Below are 26,987 nucleotides of genomic sequence, written 5' to 3' on the forward strand. Positions count from 1 at the left end.
AGTTAGTTATAAAAGCTAATGGCGTATACTAAGAGAGTGGGAGAGGATTCGACAATGAATGAACGTACTTGGTTGATCACCGGCATTAGCAGCGGCTTTGGACGTCAAATGACGGAGCAGCTTTTGAAACGCGGGGAACGGGTTGCGGGAACGGTCCGCAATATGGAGGCTGTGAATGATTTGCAAGCAAAATACGGCGACCTATTATGGGTTTCCAAACTGGATGTCACCGATACACCCGCCATACACCGGGTTGTAAACCACGCTTTTCATGATCTAGGCAGCATTGACGTCGTAGTCAACAACGCGGGTTACGGCCTTTTCGGCGCGGCAGAGGAGTTGACAGATGAGCAGATACGCCATCAGCTTGAAACGAACCTGATCGGATCCATCCAGGTGGTGCGTGCGGCTCTTCCACACTTGCGGAAGCAAGGCTATGGGCGGATCCTCCAGCTGTCGACCGTAGGCGGCCAGTCCGCTTTCCCGGGAAGTTCTTTGTACCATGCGAGCAAATGGGGAATTGAGGGGTTTGCCGAATCCGTCATGGCTGAAGTTGCCCCTTTTAATATAGGCGTCACTATTGTGGAGCCGGGCAGTGCAAGGACAAACTTCCGGTATCAAAGCTCCGCGCTGGCACCAAAGATAGATGCTTATGAGGCCTCCCCGGCCATCCATGTGCGGCGGATTATCGAAGAAGCCAAGGCACCCTCGCTGGGGGACCCTGCCAAAATGGCTGCTGCGATGATCAACAGTGTAGACCGGAATCCTGCGCCTAAAAGAATCGTACTGGGCAGCGACGCTTATTCGACGATTCATAAAGCTCTTACCGAGCGGCTGGCGGAATTGGAACAGCAAAAGGATCTCGCTTTTTCAACCGATTTTGACTGATTTCCATTTGAACATAGCGGCTAATGTAGGCGATAAGTCTTCGTTAGCCGCTCTTTCATGATCTGGTCATGCGAAGCAAGGGCTAAACCCTGGTAAGCTTATCCGGGTTTCGTACGATATAGACTCTGGACAGCTTGCCGCCTCGGAGCTGCATAAAGACAGCTTTCACGGTATCGTCCCCCGAACGGATGACGATGCCGGACCCGCCATTCAGAGGGGCAATCTCGGAGTGAAGATTTCCTTGATCATAGGGCTGTATACCCTCGAACACGGCGGCAAGGAATCGGGCTACTTGATCGCGTGTCTGTATTGGACGGGTGGCCGCAGTTACTTTTCCGCCCCCATCGGAGACGAGCATGACGTCTTCAGTCAGCAGGGAGAGCACATGATCGATGTTTCCTTGCTTCAGCGACGTGAGGAAACGGCCAACCCATTCCATATCGGCGGCTTCGGCTGAGATCGTCTCCTCTTCGGATATGCCCAGCTTGCCCTTTGCCCGGCCCATCAGCTTGCGGCAATTTGCTTCTTGTTTGCCGAGCATTTCGGCAATTTCCGGATAATCGAAGCCCAGCGCCTCGCGCAGCACGAAAACGACCCGCTCTGTCGGCGTCAGCCGCTCAAGCATGACGAGCATGGCGTAAGACAGCAGATCGCGGCGAACGACCGCCGTCTCGAGCGTATCCGTTTCCGGCGTCCGGATCGGCTCAGGGAGCCACGGACCGACGTACATTTCCCGCTTTTTGCGCGCCGTCTTTTGCAGATTGAGGCAGTGATTAGTGACCATTTTGCATAAATACGCTTTGGGCTCCTCCAAACGTTCGGGGGGCAAGCCGTACGCCTTTAAGAACACGTCCTGCACCGCATCTTCCGCGTCAGCCGCAGACCCTGTCAACTGATAAGCCAGCGTGAACAGCAGTGCTTTATATTTCCCGTACAGCTCCTCCATTCGTGTCTCTCCTTTTCAAGGGCGTGCATGCGGAGTTTCCATGCCAGTTCTTTCATTTTCAATAAAAAACCACATTTACGTCAAGAAAAAAAGGGCAGTGAAAACTCACCGGCTGCCGAAATTCAGGTCTGGTTAATATGAAGAAGCCGCCCCATTTGTCATCATGACATCTGGGACAGCTTTGTCTTGAAATCCGCAGCTGCACGATGCTGCCTATCGTTCGTGGGTGGTTTGGATTTTTATCAACTGATCGATAATTTCCTGAGGCTCCATACGCTTCATGAAGTCCGGATTGACATAAGCGCGGCGGATATTCCCTTCCTGATCTATAATAAACGTGGCCGTAAGCGGCAGGATCCAGCGATCGGTTTGGTTGAACTCGGTGAGGTCCAGGCCGAAATTGTTGTAGGCATCCTGCAGGTAATCCGGCAGCTCATACAGGATTCGGTAGCTTTCTGCGACACGCCCGTTCGGATCGCTCAGCACCTGGAAGGTTAGTTCTTCCTTCTCCTTATGCGACAGCGAGTTGTCGGGGCTCTGCAGGGAAACGGCGATCAGTCGGCCACCAAGTTTCACAATATCCGGCAGCATTTGTTGATAAGCCCGAAGCTGGATATTGCAGAAGGGACACCAGCTGCCGCGGTAAAATGTCAGAATGACCGGACCTTTCGCAAGCTCGCGATACAAATTCACCTGTTCACCGAGCGGACCCGTTAGCGTAAAATCCGGTGCTTTGTCCTCTTCCGTGAGACCGAAAACGACGCCGGACTCCTGCTGCTCCTGAATGTGCCGAAAAACTTGCGACTGCACCTCTTGAGGCGCTTTGACAACAAAACCTTCCTTTGCTTGATCCAATAATGCTTTGACCGCCATGGAACAACACTCCCTTGAAAAAATGGTGGGGTAAATCCAATGATCATTCTTCAGCTTTATGACGTTCTGCACATATAACAAGGTAAGGGTCTGATTTGTGACATGGGGAACGAAAAAAAACGGCGGATAAAAACAAACAAGCGTCCTGATCATTCAGGGCGCTTGTTTATTGGCGGCTATTTCCACTTTTTATATTCATTTGGCGTGACGCCGACCACTTTCTTAAACAGCTTATTAAAGTAAGCGGGATCCGCATATCCTACCTCCGCTCCGATTTGGTGCACCTTCATGTTTGTCTCGGTCCGCAGAAGGCGTTTGGCGTTTTTAAGTCGTACGTCGGTGATGTACTCGGTCAGCGTCAGACCGGTTTCCTGTTTGAACAGCTTGCTGAGGTAGCTCGGTGTCAGATACACCATGGCCGCCAGTGTGTTCAGCTCGGCATGCTCGCTGTAATGCTCGGCGATCCAGCGCTTGACGATCTCTACGGCTTTACCGCCCATCTCGCTGCGCAGTCCGTACACTTTCTCCAGCGCCGACCTGAACACCTCCACAAAGCATTCTTCCATGCCGGAGAAGCTCATGCAGGCTCGCAGCTGCGTCTCCAGCCGGGCGCGGGCTTCTTTGCTCCGAATCTCCCGGTACTCCTGCACTTCCCGGCATGCCATATCCTCCAGCTGACTGCAGACGCGGACGATCGTCCCGGTACCTGCACGCTGCTCTTTCAGCCGCTCAAAGCCCTGACGGACGCATTCCAGCACGGCTGGAATATGGAGGAGCTGCAGCTGCTCGGCAAGGTTCATGCCGCTGACGGCATCCTCCGCTTCGACGATGTCTCCGAAAGCTTCCCCGGCATAACCGTCGGCATAATATAGGGCCGAATCTGAGTATAAGCCCAGGTCGCAGGCTCGCATGGCTTCTTCATAGGAGGCTCTGAGTTCGGCAGTGCCGTTGTGGATGCGGCTGAATCCGATATGAACCGCCGTTTCCTCCTCGCTTTGTTCCTCCGCGCCGCCCAGCAGACGGGCGATCCGGTCCAATTGTTTATGCCCCGGAGCTTCCGGAAAATAAAAGACCCAGGCGAGCATGCGCTCCTGGACCGAGACCCAGTCACAGACGAGCTCCGGGTGCTGCTGGATCCGCCCGGCTGCGGCTTCCAGCGACCCGCCTTTCTGAACGAACGTGGCATAACAGGACAGGGGCAGCCCGGTATCCTCGGATAGATAGGGGAGGGGAGACTCGCTCAGAAAGCAGGAATGAAGCAGCCGCTTGCGGCTCAAGGCTTCTTTCTCGAGCGAAGACTGATGCTCCTCGTCCAATTGGTACAACAGCTCAAACAGCTGCTCTTTGTTGATCGGCTTGAGCAGATAGTCGACCGCGGAAGCGCGGATCGCTTCCCTGGCATAGTTAAATTCAGTGAAACCGCTCATCAGGATGGAACGGACGTGCGGGCGGGCAGCCTTCAGCTGCTTGATCAGATCTAGACCGTCCACAATCGGCATCCGGATATCGGTAATAACCACATCGACCTCCAGGCCGGGAAGGCTGTCCAGTACATCCTTGCCGTCCGGAAACTGCCCGACCACACGGAAGAGGCCGCTTTCCTTTTCGATCATGCGCGACAGGCCTTCGCGAATCAGAACTTCATCGTCCACAATCACAATTCGAAGCATATTTCTCTCCCGCCTTTGCTGTAATGATGTTTACTCTTGGTCTTCGTCGGGGAGTTCTTCCTTAATGCGCACAATGACCCGGGTTCCGTGCCCGGGCTCGCTCTCCACTTCAAGACCGCAGGTGCCGCCGTAATGCAGACGTACCCGCTCGGCCACATTATGCAGCCCGATGCCGAATGCACCGCCCGCGTCGCCGTGCTTCAGGCTGCGGTTCAGCTGCTGGACGGTATCGGCATCCATGCCGACTCCATCATCGCCGATCACGAAGACGACGTGGTCCTGTTCGCGCGAAGCGGTGATGGTGATGGTGCCGAGTCCGGGCTTGCGCTCCAGCCCATGAAAGACCGAATTTTCCACAATCGGCTGGAACACCAGCTTGAGCACCGACAGGCCGAGGTAGGGCTCAGGCACATCCATGATGAGCCGGAATTTATCCGGGAAACGGATGGCAAGCAGATCGAAATAGTTGCGGACATGCTCCAGCTCCTGCCGGATGGTCACCGGGTCCCCGCTGCGGACGATGGAATACCTCATCTGGTTTCCCAGCAGGTAGGTCAGCTTGGCGACGCGCGGATCGTCGTTGCTCTCGGCCAGCATGCGGATGGACTCGAGTGTATTGTAAATAAAATGAGGGTTGATCTGGCTCTGCAGCGCCCTCATGTCGGCGGTCTGCTTGCGTTTTTCCGTCAGCTTGATTTCGGTGAGCAGGTCTTTGACCCGCAAAATCATCCGGTTGAAATGGCTGCCCAGCATGCCGATCTCATCATTGTATTTAGGCGAAATCCAGACGTCGAGGTTGCCGTGCTGAACTTTGCGCATCAGTCGAACCATGGATTTCAGCGGTTTGGTCAAGGCGTGAGAGAAGAAGGTTGCGACGAACAGGGCGATCGCCAGCAGGATTAAGGTCGTAACCATCAGCGCCCGGCTGTTCTGCTGGACCTTGTACAAAATTTTGGACAGCGGAATCGTGACGGACGTCGTCCATCCGGTCTGATCCGACGTGTAGTAGACGGTCAGATAACGGGTTCCGTGTATCGTCGATTCAAAATGGCCATCCTTCTGACCCTTGGCCGCCGTCATCAGCGCGGTCAGCCGATCCTGAACCGAATTCGCATTGCCGCTAGCGTACACCAACTGTCCTTGCTCATCCATAATGAGCGAGCTGCCCTGGGTCACCCGATCCATTGGCTCGACGATGCCCTGAAACAAACGGATATCGATATCCAGGACGATGATGCCGAGATATTGGAGCGAGCTGGCCGAGTTAATGGTCCGCAGTACGCTGATGACATCCATCGTACTGCTGCCGTTAACCGTGATCGGGTGGCGGCCTTCCAGGATCGGACGGGCTCCGCCCGCCTCGCCTAAGAGCTTCTTCCAGCCGGGAAGCTGATTTTCGGCCGACAGATCGTTGATGTTCCCGTTCTTGTCATAAAAAATATGATCGTACCGGTCAACGAGGTAGACAGCCACGACATCTTTTTTGGTATGGCTCAGATAGCTGAGAAACATGCCCATACTCTCGTTCTTGTACCAGTCGGTGTGTTCCTGTCCGAGATAGTACTGCACATCCTTGTTATACAGGGGAAGCGCCGTGTAGCGCTTCAGGTCGTCCACGTACCGGTCGATCGTATCGGAGGCGTTGTCGGCCATCTGTCCCGCGTTGTTGGTGGCGTTCTGCAGCACGGAATTGAACGTGGACCTTGCCGACAGGTAGCTGACATAAGTGATGGGCAGCGATAACAGAAAGACAAATACGAGAATCAGCTTTTTCTCCAATGACAGATTGGCCAGAAAGAGCCATCCCCTGCGTATGATGCGGCCGATTGCAGTACTCATAACCGATAGTCCACTCCCTGATGCTTGTCTTATTTAACCGCTCCGCTGGTTACTCCTTCAAAGATATAACGCTGCAGGAAAAAGTACAATATGACCGTAGGCAAAAGGATGACCAGAATCGCGGCGCAGATGAGGTTCCAATCGGCCGTGTTGACGCCCTGGAACCGCATCAATACAGTGGTGACGACGCCGAGGCTCTGCTTTGGCATGTATAAATATGGAATGTACATATCGTTATAAATGCTGATCGTTTTCAGAATAATGAGCGTCGCCGTAGCCGGCGTCAGCAGCGGGAAAATGATCGAACGGTAAATTTTGAACAGGGATGCGCCTTCCACCATGGCGTTTTCGTCCAGGTCATAAGGGATGTTGCGGATGAACTGCAGGTATAGAATGATCTGGATCACGTCGGCTCCGATGTACAGGACGATCGGGGCACCCATCGTGTTGTACAGCCCGAGGCTTTTGATAATGCCGAATGTGGCAACCTGTGTCGTGATGCTCGGGATGATGGTAGCGACAAGATAAGCCCCGAACACGATCGGTTTCAGTTTGAAATCGAACCGGCCCAGGACATAGGCGACCATCGTGCCGAACAAAATGTTCAGCGCGAGCGAGACGACGATAATGATCAGAATGTTGCCGAACCCGCTGAGCAGGCCGCCGCGCTCGAACACGACCTTGAAATTTTCGAAATTCAAAAAGTTATGGGGCAGCGACATTGAGCTGCTGCTGTTAAATTCATCCCTCGATTTGAATGCGTTAATGATGACGACATAGGGAGGGAACAGGACGACGAATACCCCGATGAGCAGGGTCAAGTATTTAATCAGATCCTGGATCCGGAATTTGGACGAATGCATTATTTATTTCCTCCTCTGCTGAGCACAAGCTGCTGAACGGCAAGTACGATGACCACAAAGAACAATAAGATGACGCTCATCGCCGAGGCCAATCCATAGTTGTTGTAGGCGAAGGCCGTTTCCACGACGCGCTGCACGTAGGTCTGGCTCGCTCCGGCAGGTCCGCCTTTGGTCAGCACAAACGGAAGGTCGAACACTTCGAGCGCGCCCGTCACGGTCAGGAACAGGTTCAGCTGAATAACCGGCTTCATGTTCGGCAGCGTAATTTTCCACAGTGTCTGCAAAGAGCCGGCACCGTCGATTTTCGCCGCTTCGTAAATATCCTTCGGAATGGCCTGAAGGGAAGCGATGTAAATGACCATGTTGTAGCCCATAAAGCGCCACAGTCCGGTAGAGGCCAGCGCATAGTTGACAAGCCCTTCCGTGCCAAGCCAGCTCGTTTCGCCAAGATGCTTCAGTCCTAGGCTGGAGAGGAACAGGTTCAGCGAGCCGTTGGTTGTGTCAAACACGTATCCGAACATAAAAGCGACCGCCACGCCGTTCATGATGTAAGGCAGAAACAGCAGAATCCGGAACACGTTCCGGCCGCGCAGCCGGCTGTTCAGGACGACAGCAAAGTAAATGGCGATGATATTCTGGACGATCCCCATCGCAAAGTAAGCGAAATTGTGCTCAAACACTTTGAAAATATCCGAATTGGAGAACACTTCCCGGTAATTGTCCAGGCCGACCCAAGGCTTCTCCGGGCTGTAGCCGTCCCAGTTCGTAAAGCTGTAATAGATCAGCTTGATCGCCGGGTAGTAGGTGAAGGTGGCTAGTAGAATTAATGGAATCAGTAAAAAAGAGACGATAATGATCGTCTTCTGTTTGCGGTACGAGAGCGTTCCGAACATGCTATACCTTCTTTCTGCAAGCTTATAGGCGTTTCTTGGATGCAAGCCGACAGCAAAGCGGATTACCTCCTAAGGCGGATAATCCACTTTGCCGGGCTGTTTCTGTAAGCAGGCGTTATTTGCCGAGGTCTTTCTTGGCTTTGGCCCACGCCTTGTTCCATTTATCCAGGACGCTTTGCGGATCCTTGGCAAGGACGAATTCCTGAACCATGGCCGGCAAATCGATCTGGGCTTTATTGAGGATGTCGGTAACCGTCGCGTCGTCCGGTGTGCCTTCCTGAAGCTCCACGCCGGTAGCCTGGAATTCTTTCAGCTGAGCCAACTTGGACTCTTTGTCTTTCAGCGGCGGGATGAATCCGGCGAAATCTTCGTAACCGGAATCTTCGATCATCCATTTCACGAAAGCTTTGGCAGCATCAACGTTTTTGCTGTTTTTGGATACGGCATAGAAGAAGTCAGGGCTAAGGGCGGCGCGCAGCGTGCCGGAGTTGTCATACGGCAGCGGGAAGAAGCCGACGTTGTCCGAAGTCGTTCCTGCACCGACGACTTGATTGATGACCCAGTTGCCAAGGAAGTACATGGCGAACTTGCCGGATGCCACATCCTTCTTGGACTGCTCCCAGTTGGTGGAGTTGATGTCCTTCTCCAGGTAGCCTTTTTCATTCAGTTCACGGATCAGGCTGAACGCCTTGCCGTAACCGTTGTCCATCGTGAACGGCGTGTCCGTGTTCAGCTTCGCGTTCGGGAAGTCCGCATTGTTCTCGATCAGCCGCGGCAGGTCATACACCCAGTTGTTCAGCGGCCACTTATCCTTGAAGTTGGAAGCCAGCGGCACGATGCCCTTTTGCTTCAGCTTTTCACAAGCCGCCAGGAATTCGTCCCAAGTTTTCGGGATTTCCGTAATGCCTGCATCGGCGAACGCTTTTTTGTTGTACACGATACCGGAAGTGGAGTTGCCTGTTGTGATCCCGTATACTTTGCCTTCATAAGATCTGAAGTCTTTAAACGTAATCTTGTCATCCAGCCCGAGATCGTCAAGCGGAGCAAAATACTTCGGCAGGTCGGAGTTCGGAATCGTCGGGATAAACATCACGTCCGGAAGCTCATCGCCGGCCATTCTCACTTTGGCCTGCTGGTTATAATCGGTTTGCGAACCCTCGAATTCCACTTTGATATTCGGGTATTTCTCGTTAAAGCGCTTTACATAATCGTCATACTCTTTGCCGATCATGTCGGTGCGGTTAGTCAAAAACGTGATTTTGCCCGACAGCTCGGTTCCGCTTCCGGTAGATCCGCCGGACGAAGTGCCGGTGGTGTCCGTGCCTCCTCCGCTGCTGGCCGAATCATCACTGCCGCCGCTTGATCCGCAGGCGGACAGGGACATGGAAAGCATCAGGATCATAACAAATCCTAACAACGTAACAGATTTCTTTTTCATTTCTACTCTCCCCATTTCGAATATGTTAGCGTTTGCATTGCTATTATAGCTTTTTGAATGCGTTTTTTAAATGTACTCATTTGTTATTTATTGTCTTCTATTATACTAATCACAATAAAAATTAGTGTTATTTATATAACAAAATAATAACAAATTAAATATTGAAGGAGAAAGAAGAAAATACTGTTAAAGAGAGTTGGCGGAGAATAGCATTATTTTGCTGTATAAGTGTGGGGGAGAAAGGGGATTGTTCGTGACGAGCTAAAGTGCATAGAGAAAGGGAAGAAGGGGATGGTGCGGACTTAAAGAGCGAAGAAGAAGGGCGAAGTTGCAGCGCTGGTTCGCCGCAGTTCCGCCGGAGCGGTGTGTACATTTTGGCATGAGCAGAAGAACAAACAAGAAAGGAGCCGTCCCATGAGGGACAGCTCCTTTTGTAGATATAAGAAGGTATAAGCTCCAGAGAGTGATCTTTCTTATATGGAAGAAAAACCTCCGCTAAATACGGTCTGTCTTCTTTGAATCTGGCGTCGATGGACGTCCTTCAAATATTGCGCCTTGTTGGGCGCTTACACGCCTTCCGGACGCATCCGGCACACGACAAACGGTTCGTGCAGCGCCCGGATAGCCGCCGCAAGCTCATCCTCCGGCAGCGCCGGCTCCGAGCTGACATGGTATTGAAATTCGTAAAAGCCGCCGAGCGTCGCTTTAAAATTGGTCTCCCAATAGTTGGTCATCAGCCAGGCGTACGATTCCGGCTTCTCGTCCTCCGCTTGCTGGGTGTGGAGGCGTCTTGTGCCGTACTCCAGCGGGCCCCATTGCATGAGCGGCGTATCCGGCGAAGCCAGCAGCAGCGAGCTTCGGTCATCCTGCCAGGCAATGCCTTCCTGGACGCAGGCATAATCGAGGCAGGTCCCGGGAATCTGGTCCTTCCACGGACGCACCACGCCTCCCGGTTTATCCGCATACAGCGTATCCCGCAAGGTGTCCCCGCTTGTAAAAGGAAGCGAGAGGTAGACGTTCTCCGGGCACCAGACGCTGTCTTTATGGAAGCGGGCCGACACGTCGACCCGGTTCCGGTTGGAGTGGACCCGCAGGAACAAGGCGAAGTAGGACAAGCCGTTCAACTGGTACGTGATTTCTACCGTGGCATAAAGCGGTCCGTTCTCCACGGTGCGCACCGATGTAATGCGCCCGGCGGAGCGCTCGGCGTGGAGCCCCTTGCGGTTGCGGCCCATCCGTGCCCGGGTGCTCCATACCTGGGAGGCGTCCGTCTCATCCGCCGGCCGGGTAACTTCGTAGATCGGTGTGAACGCACCGTACGGATTGCCGCTGCGCAGCATCTCGGTGTCCAGTTCCTTGTTGAACCAGGAATGAATGCCGCTGTCGGACCAGGCCAGACGGACGAACGGGGATTCCAGGCCGTTCCGGGTCATGCGGATCGGCGGATGGCCGGCAGCGCCGGAAGCCCCCTGGAACATGTCGTCCATGTCGTATACCTGGTCTGCTCCGATCAGGCGGGTGTTGGTCGTCGTCGTGCCCTGCTGCCGTCCCTGAGCCAGCGGGCGCAGAAGCAGGAAGCAGGTTTCCTGCGCCTGCAGCTTGAGCTCGGTGACGATGGTGTGCGGATGGACGGACTGCTGCGGCAGCACTTCGCCGGTATCCTCCCGCACGACTTCGACGCCTTCGCGCAGGGCGCCGGGCTCCCAGCCGTCCAGCTGGAGGGTGACGAGCTCCGTCACTTCGCGCCCGGCCAGATTGCTGACCCGGAACCGGTACGGCCGATCCGGGTACAGCGTGGCACTGCCCTGCTGCAGCAGCACCTTGTCCAAGGCGCGGTAGGCCCGGCGGCTTGCTTCGGCGGCGTGCGCCAGCTTGCGGACCTCCAGCAGCTGGACGTTTTTATGCCACGGTTCATAAATAGAGGAATGGTAGCCCCACGTATGCTCGACATACAGCGCCAGCGCTTCCTCTGTCTCATCGATCTCGGCCCGGCTCAATACGCTTGCTTCAGCTTCAGTGTCCAGCTTGACCGCCTTGCGGAGCGTCCGCTGGGCATCCCGGAAGACCTGGGTATGCATCGGTGTAGAGCTGACGCCGTCCGTCCACCAGTCCGGCCAGTCTCCCCGGTGGACGGGCAGTTCGGCCAGATTTTCCTGCTTCAGGCGGGCAAAAAAGCCGCTCAGGCTGGTCATTTCGATCGTAATCCGATCGCCGTGCTGCTCGTTCCAGGCCTGGATCCATTCGATGATCCGGCTGTTCGGCGCGCCGTTGTCGGTGCCGAGTCCCGAGAGCATGACGGGGACGAACGCATACGGGTACTGCTCGGCTTCCAGCTGAGCCAAGTACCGGCGGATGCGGACCGTGGCGATGCCGTCATGGATCGCTTCCGGTTCCACCAGCTGGTGATTGAACTCGTCGCGGATCATGTATTTGCCGAGCGCTCCGGGGCACAGGCCCAGCTCGTTGCCAATCATATAATGCTCTCCGTTCCAGACGAGAAGGCGGCGGCCGTCGCGCGTTTCCCACCAGAAAGGAGCCTGCTTGCGGCCAAGGGCGTACATGCCGTGATGCGTATGGATACAGCTGAACAAATGCTCGATATCATGGTTCAGCAGGCTGTCGGCATACCCCCAGCCGTACCCGTTGATATCTGCGGTCATGGCGCTGTCCACACGGCTGCCAATGGAGGCGGCGTAGGCTTGGGCTTTGCTGTGAAGGCTGCTGAGCAGCTGTTCGTCCGGCAGCTCCGTCATGTTCAGATAGGTGCCGGACAGCTCGAGGTCGCCGCGGAGGACGGCTTCGGCAAACGATTTTTGCTCCTCGGGCGAAGCCGCCTTCAGAAACTGCTCCACCGCCCAGAACGTTTCGCACGTCCAGCGGAAGCCTTTCCATTCGGGTTTGGCACCTGTATGAGCGGCATTGGCGATCCGCAGCGCCTGGCGGATGAAATCGACATGGTACTGCTCGATCTTCTCTTGACGATCGGTATATCCGAGATCGGTGTGGGAATGGTGAATGGCGTAAATCGTCCACTTACGGGCGGGCAGCGGCGCGTCGGCCTGTTTTAACTGTTGTTCTAGTGTCATCGTATATCCTCCTTAAGGGGAGAGTTGTATTGGCCATCCAGCGAAAGCCGATTTAGGGAAAAAGGATCCGTATTAGTCAAAAAGCATGTCGGCTCCGTAAAAGACCAGCCGCAGCAGATCATCTTCATACAGCACGGGCAGCCGTACCGGCAGCAGCGCGTCCGTAAGGGAAGCGCCGAAGAGCGGCAGGCTTTTGGCAATCTGGCCGCCCAGGATCAGGCGGTCCGGCTTAAAGCTGGCGGCATACGGGCGCAGCATCCGTCCGAGCCGCTCGCCGTAGGTGCGCCAGACCCGGAGGGCGGCGGCCTCGCCCCGGGCGGCCGCGGCGGCAAGGTCGATGACATCAGCGCCTTGCCGCCGGGCCTGAAGCGCGTCCGCCAGCGCCAGCACGCCGCGCCTGCCAAACTGGCCGTCGACCGGCGCGCCCTCGTACGTCTCGGCATACAGCATGCCGCTCTCGGGCACGCCGTCCGAGCCGCTGACCGTCCGGCCCCGGTCCATGAAGACCGAGCCGAGACCGGTGCCCAAGGTCAGGCAGAGCAGCCGCTCGCCGGGGTAGCGCTTGGCGGCGCCCATGCCGAACAGGACGGCATCGTTGCCGAAGGCAATGTCTGCTTCCGCGAGTGTCCGCATCCATGGGGCGCTGCCCGGCAGCCCGGCGCGGCGGCGAAGCTCCTTCTTGAGCAGCTGACCTACGGGCACGCCGTACAACTGCTCGTATTTGCCCAGCCCCCGGATGCGGCTGATGCCGTGATCATAATCGAAGGGGCCCGGAAAAGCCGTCCCGATGCGAAACGTCACATCGTGCTCCGGGGTGCCGCTTCCCTTCATGTATGCTCCGGCAAGCCGGATGATCAGGCTGGCGAAATGGGCGATGAAGCTTTCGGCATCCGATTCCGAGCGTGAAGGCTGCTCCAGATACGGCTCGGCCAGAAGGATCCTGTTCTCCAGCACGCCGCCTTTCATGAAGGTTCCGCCGGCGTCGATGGCCAATGTGGCGACCCTCCCAGCCGGCGTTTTGCCGGGGGTCCCGCTCATGCCCGCTCACCGGGCTTCCAGTGGTGCGGAAGGAGCGGCGTATTCCAGCCCGGCGAAACCTGGGCACGGACCAAGGTGCAGGGCCCGGGGCCAACCGGCTCGAGCCGGTAACCGCCGATCGAGGCGGGAACGATGTAGGCTTCTGCATACCCCCATTCCACGGCGGCTTCCTCATCGCGTTCCGGAATCAGACGGACGCGCTGCCCCTCGACCAGGTTGTACATGACAAAACCGCCTTCGGTATGATCCTCCCACGGTCCGTCCAGACGCAGCCGCTTGACCTGGAACAGCAGGTCGTCCCGCTCGCCGAGCAGCTCCTCGGTGCTGTTTCCCTGCACGCGGCTGATCTTCGGCTGTGCGATCAGATGCTCCCGGACATACGTGGTGTCGAAAGTGTCGATCATGTTCTGCTCCGCATGGTCCCGGTTGATCGGACGGGGCAGGCCGTCCTGGTCAAGGCGGAGGTGATCGTAAATTTTAAAGGTAAACCACCAGGTGGTGGACGATATTTCGAGCACGAGATTGTCCCTGCCGGAAAAATGGACGGCGCCCGGCGGGATCAGAAAAAGATCCCCTTTGCGGGATTCCCATACGTTAACATACTGACCGATGTCCAGCGGCTGTCGCGTCTCATGAGCCTGATCCACCGCCTGAAGCAGGTCGCTGCCGCCCGTTCCCTCCCGGAAGCCCAAGGCGACGATGGGGGAGGACCCCGGCTTTTGCTCCATAATGTAATAGGATTCCTGCTGCGTCATCGTTTCGTTGAACGTCCGCTCGATGTATGCCTGCTGCGGATGGACCTGCAGCGACAAGTTGTCGCCGTCGATCGTATCCAGGTAATCGAAGCGGATCGGAAAATAATCCCCGAACAGCTCCACGTTGCGCCCTCCCATGATTTCCTCCGGGTGGGAGGTAAGCAGGAGCGGAAACGGCACTTCGATGACGCTGCCATTTGCTTCGATCAACAGCGTATTCTCCGGGGCGATCGGCTCGAATGCCCAGGCGCAGTTGCGCCAATCTTCAGGCAGTCCGCACAGCTCCTTCAGGTACTGCCCGCCCCATATGCCTGGCGCGAAGAACGGCTTGACCCGAAACGGGCGTCGGGCGGCGGCGGCCAGCAGCTCCCTGAGCGCCGGGAGGGTAGCCCAGGCCGGCGATTCCGGCTGATTCATATCGATATACACATCGAAATCATACAGATGCCGATTCCGATAGTTCTCCCACACGGGCCATTCCAGGAACAGGGCCTGTTTGTATGTCTCAACCGGATCGGCGCTTTCGCCTAGGCCAAGACTGCCCATGCCCATCCGGTGGAGCTTCTGCTGATACTCCCTGGACAGGTCGCAGTAGACGGAAACATCCGGAGAGGGGCAGAGGAAGAGCGCCCCGGGACCGGCGGTCACGACCATCGGAATCGGAGTTTCGCCGGCTTTGACCGCTTCGCTGCAGATTTTCAGCTTCTGCTGAACGTCCTGGAGCCACTTTTTCCCGGCTCCTTCCTGAAAATAGCCGTCTTCCGAAACGTCGGCGGCGATTCTGCCAAACGCGCGGTTATCGGTCAGATAGGGATGAAACTGCCGCAGAAGATCCTCCGGTTTCTTCATATAACGGGCAGTATCGATTCCGATCCAGGGAACGTCCTCTTCCTCGCAGTAAGTGCGGAGCCGGTTCATCCAGCGGCCGTACTGGGCCCCGTTCGCCGCATCGATCGCGACGACAAAAGCCTCTCCGCCGTGATTTTTGTACATGGAGGTCAGCCGGGCCACTAAGGTATCGTAATCTTTAGAGAAGCCGTCCAGAATAAGAGAAGGTTCCTCGAGGCTGTGAACGGGAATGGAATTGACGGGTAACGGATTAAAGGATGGGGGTACTGATGCAGTCATGGGTGCTTCCTCCCTCTTGTCTGTCGTTATGTGTAACATTGTAAGACGAGAGAGAGGAAGCGTCTTTAAACGATCCAGAACAGCTTTTGTACAATCAGGACATGTTCGGAGGGAAATGTTCTTTGCCCGAACGCCCTTCGGTGAACTGGGAACGTCTGAATTTCGCGGGGGATACACCGAGCCGGCGGGTAAATATTCGTGTGAAATAATGGACCGACTGAAAACCGCACTGCGATGCAATGTCCTTGACGGGCAGGTCGCTCTGAAGCAGCAGCTGGGAAGCCCGGCGCACCCGGCGTTCCTGAATATAATGGACGAACGATTGGCTCAGGTTGGCCTGAAACAACCTCGTTAAATGGCGGGAGGAAATATGCAGGTGCCCGGCAACCAAGGCGAGTGTCAGCTCTTCGCCCAGGTTGTCGTCAATGAACAGCTTGACCTGCCGGAACAGTGAGTTCTCTTCGGCGGCTGCCACATCCGAGCCGGCGTCCGGCGTATCCTGCTGCTGTGTTCCGTGCAGGGAGAGGATGGACAGCATCAGCGACATCGAGACGTGGCTGAGTACCGGTTGGAGGGCCGGTTTTGGAGTCAAAAACATAGAAATGAGCGCATCCCACAAATGCCCGGCGGGCTGCTCGTCCGCACCGTCCACCACCGGCTGCCCATGCTCGGCCAAGTGCCGGTAAGCCTCCAGGTATGGGCTCCCGGTATGCTTTTCATCCACCTCAAAAGCGGCATAGACGAGCGTAAGACCCGTCTCGCTTTGGATCTGGTGCCAGACGCCTGGCAGCGACAGGAATGCGGTGCCTTTCTTCAGCGGGTATTCTTTGCCTTGTTCGATGTATGCGCCTTCGCCGTCCACAACGTAACAGGCTTCAAAGAAGGAGTGGCGGTGCATGGAATTGTCATAGTGCGTGGGCATAAACCCCCAGTACATAATGGCGATGGACAGGCCGGCTTCCTCCAGCCGGGTCAGTTCGCGGTTACAGATTTGGTTGGCCCGGCGGAAAACGGATTGGATCGTCATGGCAGGCGTTTCTCCTTTGGAATGATGGGTGAACTCTGAAGATGCTGTGTTAAGCTGCGGGTGGAACAGCCATAAGCGATAGTTCACGGAAATGTAAGTCTACATGCCATTCTAGACCATTCCGTTTCCAAAATACAGTCGGGTGTTAGGGGAGAAATGAAGGGAGATGGCCACGTGAAACCAGGTCGTTTTTTGCGGGTCCGGGGCGAATGAACGGTAATATCATTTTAAGGAAACTGGATCGGATTGTTTGGGGAGGCATTTAAAAAGGCGCAGGATCGTCACTGCGAAATGAGACCTGCATGGTTGTGTCTGAACCGCCTGTTTGTGCTAAACTGTTGGTGTATTAAAGAAATATTGACAGACGACGATGAGTTTAATATATTTTTAGGGAGACTAAATAAATGTCGCACTCATATCAAAACAATATCGGGTACTGGATCAAACTAATTTTCCGGGAGACCAGCAGGCTTTACGATCAGCGGTTGGCCCAGTATGGCATTACCACTTCGCAGGTTGGGGTCCTTGTCCAACTGTGGAACGTCGGGGATGGGCTGACCCAGAAAGAGCTGCATGAGCGGCTTCGCATTCGGCCAGCTTCGCTGACCAACCTGCTGGATCCGCTGGTCAAGGGAGGCTGGGTTATCCGTAAACAGGATGCAGAGGATGCCAGGGTGAAGCGTATATTTCTTACGGACGCCGGCCGGTCGTTAGAACAGGTTTGCGGCGGTATCGTGGAGGACATCGAAGAACGAATCCAACAGCAGCTGACCCCGGAGGAGAGCGCATTGATGCTTGTTTGGCTGAGAAAGATCCACAACGGCGTGATGGAAGGAGGAGAGGATCGAGGGAAAGACTTGCATTCATTATTTATTGAGAATGATTCGGAATAAGCGAAGGTATCGAAGATAGCGGAGGTAGCAGGGATAACAGTGGTAGCAGAGCAGCGAAGGTAGCAGGGATAACAGAGGTAGCGGAGAGCGAAGGTAGCGGGGATAACAGAGGTAGCAGAGCAGCGGAGGCATCAGAGGTATCCTGGCGGTTGCCATCAAGGACAGCCGGCAGGAAGCGTCGGAGAATCGGGGATGCAAGCACGCATCGTGATTCGTGACGTTTTTCTTTTGGATATATATTTAGGATAACTAAAGATTTAAGTAACTAAATAAAATAGAGCTCAATTTATGATTCATTTTCATTTATAAAGGAGAGATCGGGATGGATCTGGGACTTAGAGACAAGGTTGTAGTCATCACTGGAAGCTCAAGCGGAATCGGAGCGGCGACGGCTAAAAAATTCGGTTTGGAAGGGGCCAAGGTTGCCGTTACGTATGCGAGCGGGCGGGAAGCGGCGGAACGTACGGCAGAGAAAATCAGAAGCCATGGCGCAGAGGCCATTGCAGTTCATTATGATTTAACGGACGATCGTTCCATGGATCAAGCCGTACATCAGATTGCCGAGACGTGGGGAGGTATTCAGGTACTCGTTAACAATGCTGTTCTGTGGGGAGACCGCGGCGTCATGGGCCTTGCCTTTGAAGACACGGATGCAAGCGGTTGGAGACAAACCATACGCGCAAATCTTGAGGGATACTACTATACCATTCAGAAAGTGCTGCCATTGATGCGGACATCCGGCTGGGGAAGGATCATCAATATTTCTTCGGAGCTGGCTGAGGACGGCATGGCTGGAGGCGGGGCGTATACAGCGGCCAAGGCTGGTCTGCACGGTTTGACGGCGACGTTGTCCAAAGAGCTGGGACCCGCCGGAATCCTGACGAATGTGGTGATGCCGGGCTGGACGATGACGGAGAAAGCCCTAGCGATTTTTCCGGCGGAGATGATCGAGAAAGAGCGGGAGAACGTGCCTACGCGCAAACATAGTGCACCTGAGGATATCGCGAACCTGGTCGTCTTTCTCGGGTCTGAGGCAAACGGGAATATTAACGGCGAATTGATTCGGGTTACCGGAGGAAAATAAAAGTAAAAGGTTAATGAAGTACTTCAGCCCCCTCTCTTGAGGAGGCTTTTTTGTACCCTGGAATGTTACGGTAATAACGCTTTGAAAAGGGAGGTACGGGGCCTCTGCTAACTATTCAATGAATTCCAGTTGACACCCGTCTCTCAGCCCTTCCACCGCTGTCGGTACTGCCTGGGCGTGAGACCGGTCTTTTGCTTGAACAGCCGATGAAAAAACTTCAAATCGCTGTACCCGGCCCGGGCGGCGATTTCGCTCACGCTGCCGTCGCTTTCGATCAGCATACGGCAGGCGGCGTCCATGCGGATGCCCTGCAAATAGGCGGTGAAGCTCATTCCCGTCTGGCGGGTGAACAGCCGGCTGAAATGCCTCGGGCTGAGGCTGGCCTGCGCCGCCAGCTCGCCCAGCCGCAAATCGGAGGCGAAGTGACGCTCCATATAAGCGATCGATTCGTTGATCGTCAACGAGCCTTGGCGCCTGACGGCTGGCGGATCCAGCTGCAGCCGGTGCCGGTACAGGCCGGTCAGCACGCGGACCAGCAGCGAGGTCAGCAGCAGCAGCCAGCCGGGGCTTCGGCCGGCATATTCCCGGTAAAGCTCACGGAACAAAGCGTGGTATTCGCCGCTCTGATCTTTAATTTCCAGCCAGGGCATAGCCGGATCCAGAAAGGCGGCGAACACCTCCCGATCGCGCGGAAAAGCAGCTTCAAGCTCCCGGAGATAATCGGCCGGAAAGATGCAGTTGTACACGACCAGCTGCCGGTCCTTCCGCGGGGTTTTCGGCCGGAACACATGCGAGAGTCCGACCGGGATGAGAAACAGGCTGCCCTGCTCGGCCGGCCAGGCTTCTCCGCTGATATAATGGACGCCCGACCCTTCGCTGACATAGGTCAGCTCCACAAACTCGTGCGAGTGTTCCAGCATATCGAACGATTCGGACACGCGGTTGACGTAGAAGGGCACCCCCGGCTCGAAAAAAGCGTCCATCCGCAGCAAGGCCTGGCTTCGTTTTATGCTCACTTGCCTTCTCCCCTCGATGGTGGATTTTCTGAAAATCAACCTTTGCTCCTATCCTAGTTGATCATTCGCGATAAGTCCAGATCAGCCTATATTTTCGTCCAGATCACCGCCTGTATCGCCAAGCAGCCTTTTTTATAATATCAGCAAGTATAAACTCCAGAGCCGCGGCTTCCTGATATTGCAAGAAAAATTAGGCGGTCTGTCTTCTGTGAAGGTACGTCGATTGACGCTTGAAACACATGGCCAGAGACCCTGGTTAGCATCCAACGCAAAAAACGGGAGGGAAGTCTATGTCAACGCTAGGCATTACGAAATTGACCTGCGAATACCGCAGCGAGCCGCTTGGGCTCGGCACGGAGCGTCCCCGCTTCAGCTGGCAGCTCACGTCTGGCCGGATGCATGTGCTGCAGTCGGCTTATCATCTTCAGGTGGCGGGAGAGGAAGGGGATTTTGCCGGGGATCATCTGATCTGGGACACGGGTATCGTGGACTCGGACGAATCGGTGCTTGTCGAATATGCGGGTGCCGCGCTTCAGTCCGGACAACGCTGCAGCTGGCGCGTCAAAGTGTGGGACCAGCAGGGGCAGGAGTCGGAATGGAGCGACACGTCACATTTTGAGATGGGACTGCTGCGGATGTCGGACTGGAGTGCGGATTGGATTACGCCCGAACCGGGACGAATCGATCCCCAGGCGGAGGAAGAGTTCCTTCTTCGCAAAGCGTTCCATGTGAGTAAGGACGTCCGGAAGGCACGAATATACGCGACAAGCCTTGGCTTCTATGAGCTGGAGCTGAACGGCGAGCGGGTGGGCGACTGGGCATTCACACCGGGCTGGACCAGCTACCGGCACCGGCTGCAGGTTCAGGCCTATGACGTCACCGACCTGATCCGATCCCGGGCTGACAATGCCATCGGTGCGGCGCTGGCCAACGGATGGTATAAGGGCAATCTGGCTTGGGAGAACCATCGCAACCTGTATGGTGACCAGCGGGCGCTGCTGCTTCAGCTGCATCTTGAATTTGCGGACGGCAGTACAGAAATCATCGGAAGCGATCCTTCCTGGAAAGCGTCGACCGGTCCGGTACGCATGTCGGAAATTTACCACGGCGAAACGTATGATGCGCGGCTGGAGGCGGGCGGCTGGAGCCAGCCCGGGTTTGATGATGCAGACTGGACAGGGATGGTGAAGCTGGATCACGCCAAGGACATCCTCGTCATGCAGGAAAATGAACCGGTGCGGGTCATCCAAGATTTGAAACCGGTTACATTTCTGCGGACGCCTGAAGGGGATACCGTACTCGATATGGGACAGAACATGGTGGGCTGCATGCATATGCGCCTGAACCTGCCGGCCGGCACGGCGATTACGCTAAAGCACGCAGAGGTGCTGGACAGCCGCGGGAATTTTTACACGGGCAATCTCCGCAAGGCCAAGCAGTCCGTAACGTATATCTGCAAAGGCGGCGGTGAGGAAACGTATGAGCCTCATTTCTCCTTCCAGGGCTTCCGTTATGTGAAGGTCGAGGGCTGGCCGGATGCCGAACCGCTGAATCCGGACCGGTTTACAGGCCGTGTCATGCACACGGATATGCCGCAGACAGGGCGGTTCGAGTGCTCGCATGAGCTGTTGAACCAGCTGCAGCATAACATCGAGTGGGGCCAGCGGGGCAACTTCCTGGACATTCCGACCGATTGCCCGCAGCGCGATGAGCGGCTGGGATGGACCGGGGACGCTCAGGTGTTTGTGCGGACCGCCGCGTTTAATTTCGGCGTGGCACCGTTTTTCTCCAAGTGGCTGCACGACCTGAAGGCCGACCAGCGGGAGGATGGCGGCGTGCCGCATGTCATACCGCAGGTTCTCGACGATAACGCCTGCTCTTCCGCAGCGTGGGGAGATGCCGCCGTCATTTGCCCTTGGACGATCTATCTTTGTTATGGCGATAAGCGGATTCTGGAGGAGCAATATGACAGCATGAAGGCATGGGTCGACCATATCCGCGCCCAAGGGGACAACGAATATTTGTGGAATACCGGGTTTCATTTCGGCGACTGGCTGGCGCTTGACGCGAAGGAAGGCAGCTACGTCGGGGCGACGCCGAGGGATTTGATCGCCACCTGCTTCTATGCATATTCGACCTCCCTGTTCGTAAAGACCGCCGAAGTTCTCGGGCGTACCGAGGATGCCGCAACTTACCGCCAGCTGTACGAACGTGTGGCCGAAGCGTTCCTGAACGAGTTCGTCACGCCGGGCGGAAGGCTGGCCGCGCATACGCAGACCGCGATGATCCTTCCGCTGATGTTCGGGCTGGTGGAAGGGGAGGTTCAGCGCCGGATGGCTGCTACGCTGGCGGAGTACGTCAAGGAACAGAACCACCATTTGACCACTGGATTCGTCGGTACGCCGTACCTGTGCCATGTGCTGACGGAGAACGGCTACCACGACCTGGCCGTGAAGCTGGCGATGCAGGAGGATTATCCGTCCTGGCTGTATTCGGTCAAGCAGGGGGCGACCACGATCTGGGAGCATTGGGACGGGATCAAGCCGGACGGCTCGTTCTGGAGCGATGACATGAATTCGTATAACCACTACGCCTTCGGCGCTATCGGCGACTGGCTGTACCGGGCCGTGGCGGGGCTGGATTTGAATGAAGCTGAAGGACCGGGTTACAAGCGGATCCGGCTTCGTCCGCGGACGGACGCGGCGCTGTCTTATGCCAAAGCTGCGCTGGATTCGATGTACGGCACGATCCGGAGCGAATGGAGCTTGACGGACGTGGACGGGGACGGGGACAGCCCGCTGGCGTCCTACGAATTCGAAATTCCGCCGAACACGACCGCTGAGGCCGAACTGCCGGGCGCCTCGATCGCTACAACGCAGGTCAATGGGCAGCCGGCGGATCAGGCATCGGGTGTACTGAGCGCCAAGGAAGACGACGCTGGAGTGCTGAAGCTGGAGCTTGGATCCGGCGTATACCGGGTGACCGTCCAGCAGCAGAGTCCAGCATTGTCCGGGGCGTGAGGCTAGGGCATGGTATGGGTTGATCAATAGCATCGAGCTTGGGACGAACGGATTGGTTCATTTATGCCCTTGCTTCCTGTTCCTACCCGTGCTGTTAGGTTTCGTTGTAAAAGAAAGCAAGCCTCGCCGACAGAGTCGGCGGGGCTTTTTTAGATATAAGGGAGCATAAGCTTCAGAGACAAGGATTTTCTTATGTCATTAAAGAAAAACTTCCGTTGAAAGGGGCATGGATGCTTAGAATGTGCGTGGATAGCTTTTTACACCTGCGGTACCGGCTCTTTCGCCAGCACGCGGCTCGTGCCAAAGATAAGCAGGGACGCGGCGAAGCAGCAGGCTGAGAACAGGCCGACGGCCGCATACCCGCCCGATCCAGCGTACAGCAGGCCTGCAAGGGAGGCGCCGACCGTCGTGGCGGCGTTCATCGTCGCCGTAGCCGTGCTTGAAATCGTCCCCCGCAGCGACGGATTCAGGCTGTTCAGGACGCCCATAATCATCGGGAAAAGAATACCCAGGATGAAAAAGATGGCGAAATACATGACCGACGCAGCCATGAAAGACGGCAGGTGCGGGAGCGCGGCATAGCCGATCATCAGGAGCGGCACCGCAGCGGCCACAATCCTGGACGGCGTCCACAAGTTGTTGACATATCCGCTGACGAGACTGCCGGCCAAATTGCCCACGCCGAGGAAAATCATGATCGTCCCGATCTGGTCAACGGGAAGGTGAAAGCGTTCCGCGGACCATTTGCCCAAAAACGCAAACGCGGCATTGCTGCCCAGATGGATCAGGAAATAAGCCAGGAAGGCGCCTCTAGCCCTGCCGCTTCCGAGAAGCGGTGCATATCTGCGCCAGAAGGCCTGCCGCGATGAAACGGCATTCGATTGCGGCTTCATGGAAGGCAGGATGAAAAAGGCGGCGCCGGCAAGCAGCAGGGACAGGGCTCCGATCGCGAAAAAGGGGAGGGACCAGCGGGCTGCGGCCAGCCAGCTGCCGATCGGAACGCCGAACGCTTGGGATACCGCGAGACCTGCATAGGCAAGCCCCATCGCTTTACCCTTTTTCTCTGCGGGCAGCAGCGTTTGGATGGAAGCCCAAACCTGCGGTGCGGTAAAAGCCGCGCTGATTCCGGCCAGGAGCCGGAACAGGCACATCATCCAGAAGTCTGCGGCGATTCCGCACAGCGCGGTGGATACCGCAAAGCCCAGCAGTCCGAGCAGCATGACCTTTTTCCGATCCAGACCGTCCGAGAGCGGGCCGGCAATCAAGGCAAAGACCGCGGCGCCTAGCGTGTAGGAGCCCATCATCCAGCCGGACATTCCCGTGGGGACGCTGTACAGGTCCTGAAGCGTTGGAATCATCGGGGAGATGAGGAAGGTATCCGTCCCTATCATAAACATGATCAGAAAAAACAACGCAGTAAGTTTCATATTTACTTCTCCTTTCCTTCTTCGTGGTTTTAGAGAGGGTGTTCTTGCTGCTATTGTATCGCTTAATAGTGACAATTATTGTCATGAACTTTGAGGGTGCAAAAATTGCCAAACAGCGCGGGAAGCGCCGCCGTAACCGTAAGTGTTTCGGGTATGCCCACCTAGTGAATGTGCTGCTTTAATTCGTGCGGTATGGAAAGGAACAGGGAGGCATGCCAGCATGCCCCTGTTTTGAAAGACACCGCCGCCCACGGATCACGACAAACTGACCCATTGATCCTTGCGGTACTGCTTGGCGATATAAATGATTTGGCCGATGTGGTATGCGTTATGGTACAGGCTTTTTTCAATGGCCTCGATGACGGTGACGGACCGGCCTTTGATCGTGATTTCCGTCAGCAGCTGCTCCTCCCGGAGCGCGGCGATTTGTCCCAGGAACAGGCTCCAGCCATGTTCCCAGCGATCCAGCAGGGCTGCGCGGTCGAGCTCTTCATGAATGAACTCCGCATCGCGGTTTCGGTCCGGTTTTTCCCCGTCGGTGGTAAACGGTTCGGTCCATCGGGAAATCATATTCCCGCTCATGTGCTTGACGATCACGGTGATGCTGTTGGAACCGGGTTCCGGGGCCCAAGCAAGGGCAGAATCCTCGAGCTGCCCGATGGCAGCTTCGGCCGTGCGTTTCATTTCTTCCAGTCGGGTTTTGACCGCGCTTTGATATGTTGTGAACAGTGTTGATGTCATAGGTTGTGCCTCCTTTGGGATATCGGTCTGAAAAACAAAAATCTCATCCATGCCTTCTCCACAGCGGTTTCATGACCGTGCTGTGCTTTCAGCATAATGAGATTTTGAGTATAAATCCAATATATATATCAAGCAGTATCATCAAAATAATTGATGATTTATGATCCGACCTGGGATAGCGGCGGTGCAACCATGGCCATAAAGTTAGCCGCCGGCGCCAGAGGCTCTTCGCCAATCCGGGTGTACAGCCGGATCGGGTCCTTGACGCGCATCCCGGGAACGCGCACCTCCGCCAGCTCGCCGGATCTGAGCTCCCGGGCTACCGCAAGGGAGGGCACAAAAGAAACGCCGTATCCCGATTTGACGGCTTCAATCGTTTCATGCATCCCTTCAATGCAGATCCCGGTTCGCGGCTTCGGTACTTCGTAGGCATCGCAGAGGGAGAAGAGCTTCCTGCGGGTATAGCTGCCTTCTTCCCGGAGGATAAAGGCGGTTGCCATCAGCTCTTGGAGCGTAGTGGCGGCACCCGCTAAGGGGTGGTCCGGGTGGGCGATGAAGATCAGCTCATCTTCCATGAGTGTGATGTATTCCAAACCGGAATTCTTCGGACCCTCACCGCAGATGAGCGCGATGTCCACCGAATGGTCGAGCAGCCGCTCCATTGCGATACGGGAGCTGCCCCGGGTCAACTGGACATGCACCTTCGGATACTGCTGCTTGAAGCGGACGATCCAAGCGGGAAGCACCGTCCGGCCAGGCAGATCTGTGGCGCAGATCCGGAGGCTGCCTTCGAGCCCGATTTTGAGTGCGTTCATTTCCCGCTCCATCTCGTATTCCAGCGAAAACAGCTGCCGTGCCCGGGCAGCCAGCCGCTCGCCGGCTGGCGTCAATTGGATGGAGCGCCCCTTGGAGGTTACCAGCTTCATCCCGAGCTCCTGCTCCAGATTCCGCAGCTGGGCGGTGGCTGCGGGCTGGCTGAGCAGCAGCTTGCCGGCGGCCCGGGTCACGCTTCCCGTACTAGCCACCTCCGCGAATACGCGCAATGCGTGCAGATTCATCCTTTTCCCACCTTTGTCGTTGGATTGTATTCAAATTGCAATTAATTGTAGTTGTATACTTGTTTATGACCTAATCATCGATTTTTTTAATGCGTCGAAATGTTGCATCCATCAGATCGATGAGTTGTTCTTATTGTACTTTGCAAAATGCTGGCCGTAAAGGTCGCAGGAGAGAGGCTCAAACATTAAAGAATTTATGGAAAAAAGGCCACCGACATGGTCGGAAGCCCTTTAAACATTTACGTTATACTCTTTGCCGCTGATCAACCGCGGTCATCCACATCCCATTTCAGGATCAGTCCGGCGTGGGTCAAGCCGCCGCCGAATCCGTAAAGCAGCAGCGTATCTCCGTTCTGCAGCTTGCCTTCGTCCAGTCCCAACTGGAGAGCCAACGGGATCGAAACCGAAGACGTGTTGCCGTAATACTCCATGCTGGTCAGTGTCTTTTCCACGGGGATGCCGGCTTTTTCGCAGATGGATTCGACCATGCGGAAATTGGCGCTGTGGGGAACGAACCAATTCACGTCCCCGGCCGTCATTCCCGCCTGCTCCAGCAAAGATTCTACGCCCTGAGGTACGGTGCGCGTCGCCCATTTGTAGACTTCCCGTCCGTTTTGGACCATTTTCTCGCTCGTTAGCAGATCCTCACCATTCATCGTTTTGGAAAGGTTCGTGCGATAGACGTGGATGCCGCCTTCGCCGTTCGTGCCCAGATGGGCCGCGATAAAGCTTGGGCGCTGCTCATCCTTCTCGACCAGAACGGCCGCGGCTCCATCGCCGAACAGGATGCAGGTCGACCGGTCCGTATAATCCGTTACGCGGGACAGCGTCTCGGCCGCGACTACCAGGACCTTCCGGTGCAGACCGGATGTAATCAGGCCGTTGGCCATATGCAGCGCATAGGTGAAGCCAGCGCAGGTGGCGTTCAGGTCAAATGCCGCAGTGCTGGGGATATGAAAGTACCCTTGAATTTGGCAGGCCACGCTTGGAAAAGCGTAATCCGGCGTCGTCGTCGACACGATGATGCAGTCCACGTCGGTCAAGTCCTGACCGTAGCGGCTGACCAAGTCTTCCACGGCTTTATAAGCCATTGTGGAGGAGTATTCGTTCTCACCGGCAATCCGCCGTTCCCGCATACCGGTCCGCTGAACGATCCACTCGTCGCTCGTATCCACCATTTGCTCCAAATCCGCGTTCGTCAATTTTTTCTCAGGAACATAGCTGCCAATAGCAGTAATGCGGGCTGTCGAAACCGTATGGTTCATGATCAATCGCTCCTTTTAGTAAAAGATGAGTTCTTTAGG

The 26,987-nt window shown here is 55.9% G+C and carries 20 protein-coding genes; 4 read left to right on the forward strand and 16 right to left on the reverse strand.

Annotated elements, in window-relative coordinates:
* The first annotated feature begins 54 nt into the window (after positions 1-54).
* Entirely contained in the window at positions 55-888 is an 834-nt protein-coding gene (locus MKY74_RS12865; RefSeq protein WP_076169150.1) for an SDR family oxidoreductase, read from the forward strand.
* Between the two features lie 82 nt (positions 889-970).
* Here the strand turns inward: MKY74_RS12865 and sigJ are convergent, their stop codons facing one another.
* The 11 genes from sigJ to MKY74_RS12920 all read right to left on the reverse strand — a co-directional run bounded on the left by sigJ (position 971) and on the right by MKY74_RS12920 (position 16,444).
* The gene (gene sigJ, locus MKY74_RS12870; RefSeq protein WP_076169149.1) at positions 971-1,834 is read right to left on the reverse strand and encodes an RNA polymerase sigma factor SigJ; all 864 of its coding nucleotides are present in this window, start codon (positions 1,832-1,834) and stop codon (positions 971-973) included.
* Between the two features lie 213 nt (positions 1,835-2,047).
* Complete coding sequence (locus MKY74_RS12875; RefSeq protein WP_076169148.1) at positions 2,048-2,707, reverse strand: peroxiredoxin-like family protein; 660 nt, start codon at positions 2,705-2,707, stop codon at positions 2,048-2,050.
* A 176-nt stretch (positions 2,708-2,883) separates the two neighbouring features.
* A complete protein-coding gene (locus MKY74_RS12880) occupies positions 2,884-4,377 on the reverse strand; it encodes a response regulator transcription factor (RefSeq protein ID WP_076169147.1) in 1,494 nt (497 codons plus the stop codon).
* A gap of 30 nt (positions 4,378-4,407) precedes the next feature.
* A complete protein-coding gene (locus MKY74_RS12885) occupies positions 4,408-6,216 on the reverse strand; it encodes a cache domain-containing sensor histidine kinase (RefSeq protein WP_076169146.1) in 1,809 nt (602 codons plus the stop codon).
* A 29-nt stretch (positions 6,217-6,245) separates the two neighbouring features.
* Positions 6,246-7,079 (reverse strand): carbohydrate ABC transporter permease, encoded by an 834-nt coding sequence (locus tag MKY74_RS12890; protein ID WP_076169145.1) that lies wholly within the window; start codon positions 7,077-7,079, stop codon positions 6,246-6,248.
* Positions 7,079-7,972 carry a carbohydrate ABC transporter permease gene (locus tag MKY74_RS12895; RefSeq protein ID WP_076169143.1) on the reverse strand — a complete coding sequence of 298 codons (894 nt, stop codon included), beginning with the start codon at positions 7,970-7,972 and terminating at the stop codon, positions 7,079-7,081. The genes MKY74_RS12890 and MKY74_RS12895 overlap by 1 nt, the downstream gene beginning before the upstream one ends.
* A 115-nt stretch (positions 7,973-8,087) precedes the next feature.
* Complete coding sequence (locus MKY74_RS12900; protein ID WP_076169141.1) at positions 8,088-9,410, reverse strand: ABC transporter substrate-binding protein; 1,323 nt, start codon at positions 9,408-9,410, stop codon at positions 8,088-8,090.
* A 566-nt stretch (positions 9,411-9,976) separates the two neighbouring features.
* Entirely contained in the window at positions 9,977-12,496 is a 2,520-nt protein-coding gene (locus MKY74_RS12905) for a glycoside hydrolase family 38 N-terminal domain-containing protein (protein WP_076169138.1), read from the reverse strand.
* Between the two features lie 72 nt (positions 12,497-12,568).
* Positions 12,569-13,489, reverse strand: coding sequence for an ROK family protein (locus MKY74_RS12910; protein WP_167372857.1), 921 nt, complete (start codon positions 13,487-13,489; stop codon positions 12,569-12,571).
* 41 nt (positions 13,490-13,530) lie between these two features.
* Positions 13,531-15,417: a class I mannose-6-phosphate isomerase gene (locus tag MKY74_RS12915; protein WP_076169133.1), complete on the reverse strand. Its 1,887-nt coding sequence runs from the start codon at positions 15,415-15,417 to the stop codon at positions 13,531-13,533.
* A 94-nt stretch (positions 15,418-15,511) separates the two neighbouring features.
* Positions 15,512-16,444: an AraC family transcriptional regulator gene (locus MKY74_RS12920; protein ID WP_076169131.1), complete on the reverse strand. Its 933-nt coding sequence runs from the start codon at positions 16,442-16,444 to the stop codon at positions 15,512-15,514.
* A gap of 404 nt (positions 16,445-16,848) precedes the next feature.
* On the opposite strand from MKY74_RS12920, the gene MKY74_RS12925 reads away from it, so the two are divergent.
* Positions 16,849-17,337 (forward strand): MarR family winged helix-turn-helix transcriptional regulator, encoded by a 489-nt coding sequence (locus tag MKY74_RS12925; RefSeq protein ID WP_076169129.1) that lies wholly within the window; start codon positions 16,849-16,851, stop codon positions 17,335-17,337.
* 322 nt (positions 17,338-17,659) lie between these two features.
* Entirely contained in the window at positions 17,660-18,421 is a 762-nt protein-coding gene (locus MKY74_RS12930) for an SDR family NAD(P)-dependent oxidoreductase (protein ID WP_076169127.1), read from the forward strand.
* A gap of 143 nt (positions 18,422-18,564) precedes the next feature.
* Here MKY74_RS12930 and MKY74_RS12935 read toward each other — a convergent pair whose 3' ends face one another.
* Positions 18,565-19,437, reverse strand: coding sequence for an AraC family transcriptional regulator (locus tag MKY74_RS12935; protein WP_076169125.1), 873 nt, complete (start codon positions 19,435-19,437; stop codon positions 18,565-18,567).
* A 290-nt stretch (positions 19,438-19,727) separates the two neighbouring features.
* On the opposite strand from MKY74_RS12935, the gene MKY74_RS12940 reads away from it, so the two are divergent.
* Complete coding sequence (locus tag MKY74_RS12940; RefSeq protein ID WP_076169123.1) at positions 19,728-22,457, forward strand: alpha-L-rhamnosidase; 2,730 nt, start codon at positions 19,728-19,730, stop codon at positions 22,455-22,457.
* Between the two features lie 257 nt (positions 22,458-22,714).
* Here the strand turns inward: MKY74_RS12940 and MKY74_RS12945 are convergent, their stop codons facing one another.
* The 4 genes from MKY74_RS12945 to MKY74_RS12960 form a co-directional block, all read right to left on the reverse strand.
* Positions 22,715-23,884, reverse strand: coding sequence for an MFS transporter (locus MKY74_RS12945; RefSeq protein ID WP_076169120.1), 1,170 nt, complete (start codon positions 23,882-23,884; stop codon positions 22,715-22,717).
* Between the two features lie 255 nt (positions 23,885-24,139).
* Positions 24,140-24,625 carry a DUF1572 family protein gene (locus MKY74_RS12950; protein ID WP_076169118.1) on the reverse strand — a complete coding sequence of 162 codons (486 nt, stop codon included), beginning with the start codon at positions 24,623-24,625 and terminating at the stop codon, positions 24,140-24,142.
* A gap of 158 nt (positions 24,626-24,783) precedes the next feature.
* Entirely contained in the window at positions 24,784-25,683 is a 900-nt protein-coding gene (locus tag MKY74_RS12955; RefSeq protein WP_076169116.1) for a LysR family transcriptional regulator, read from the reverse strand.
* A 263-nt stretch (positions 25,684-25,946) separates the two neighbouring features.
* On the reverse strand, positions 25,947-26,948 hold the full coding sequence (locus tag MKY74_RS12960) for a ketoacyl-ACP synthase III (RefSeq protein ID WP_076169114.1): 1,002 nt from the start codon (positions 26,946-26,948) through the stop codon (positions 25,947-25,949).
* Positions 26,949-26,987 lie beyond the last annotated feature (39 nt).

It is taken from the genome of Paenibacillus sp. FSL R5-0378, assembly GCF_038009285.1.
GTDB lineage: Bacteria > Bacillota > Bacilli > Paenibacillales > Paenibacillaceae > Paenibacillus_AQ > Paenibacillus_AQ favisporus.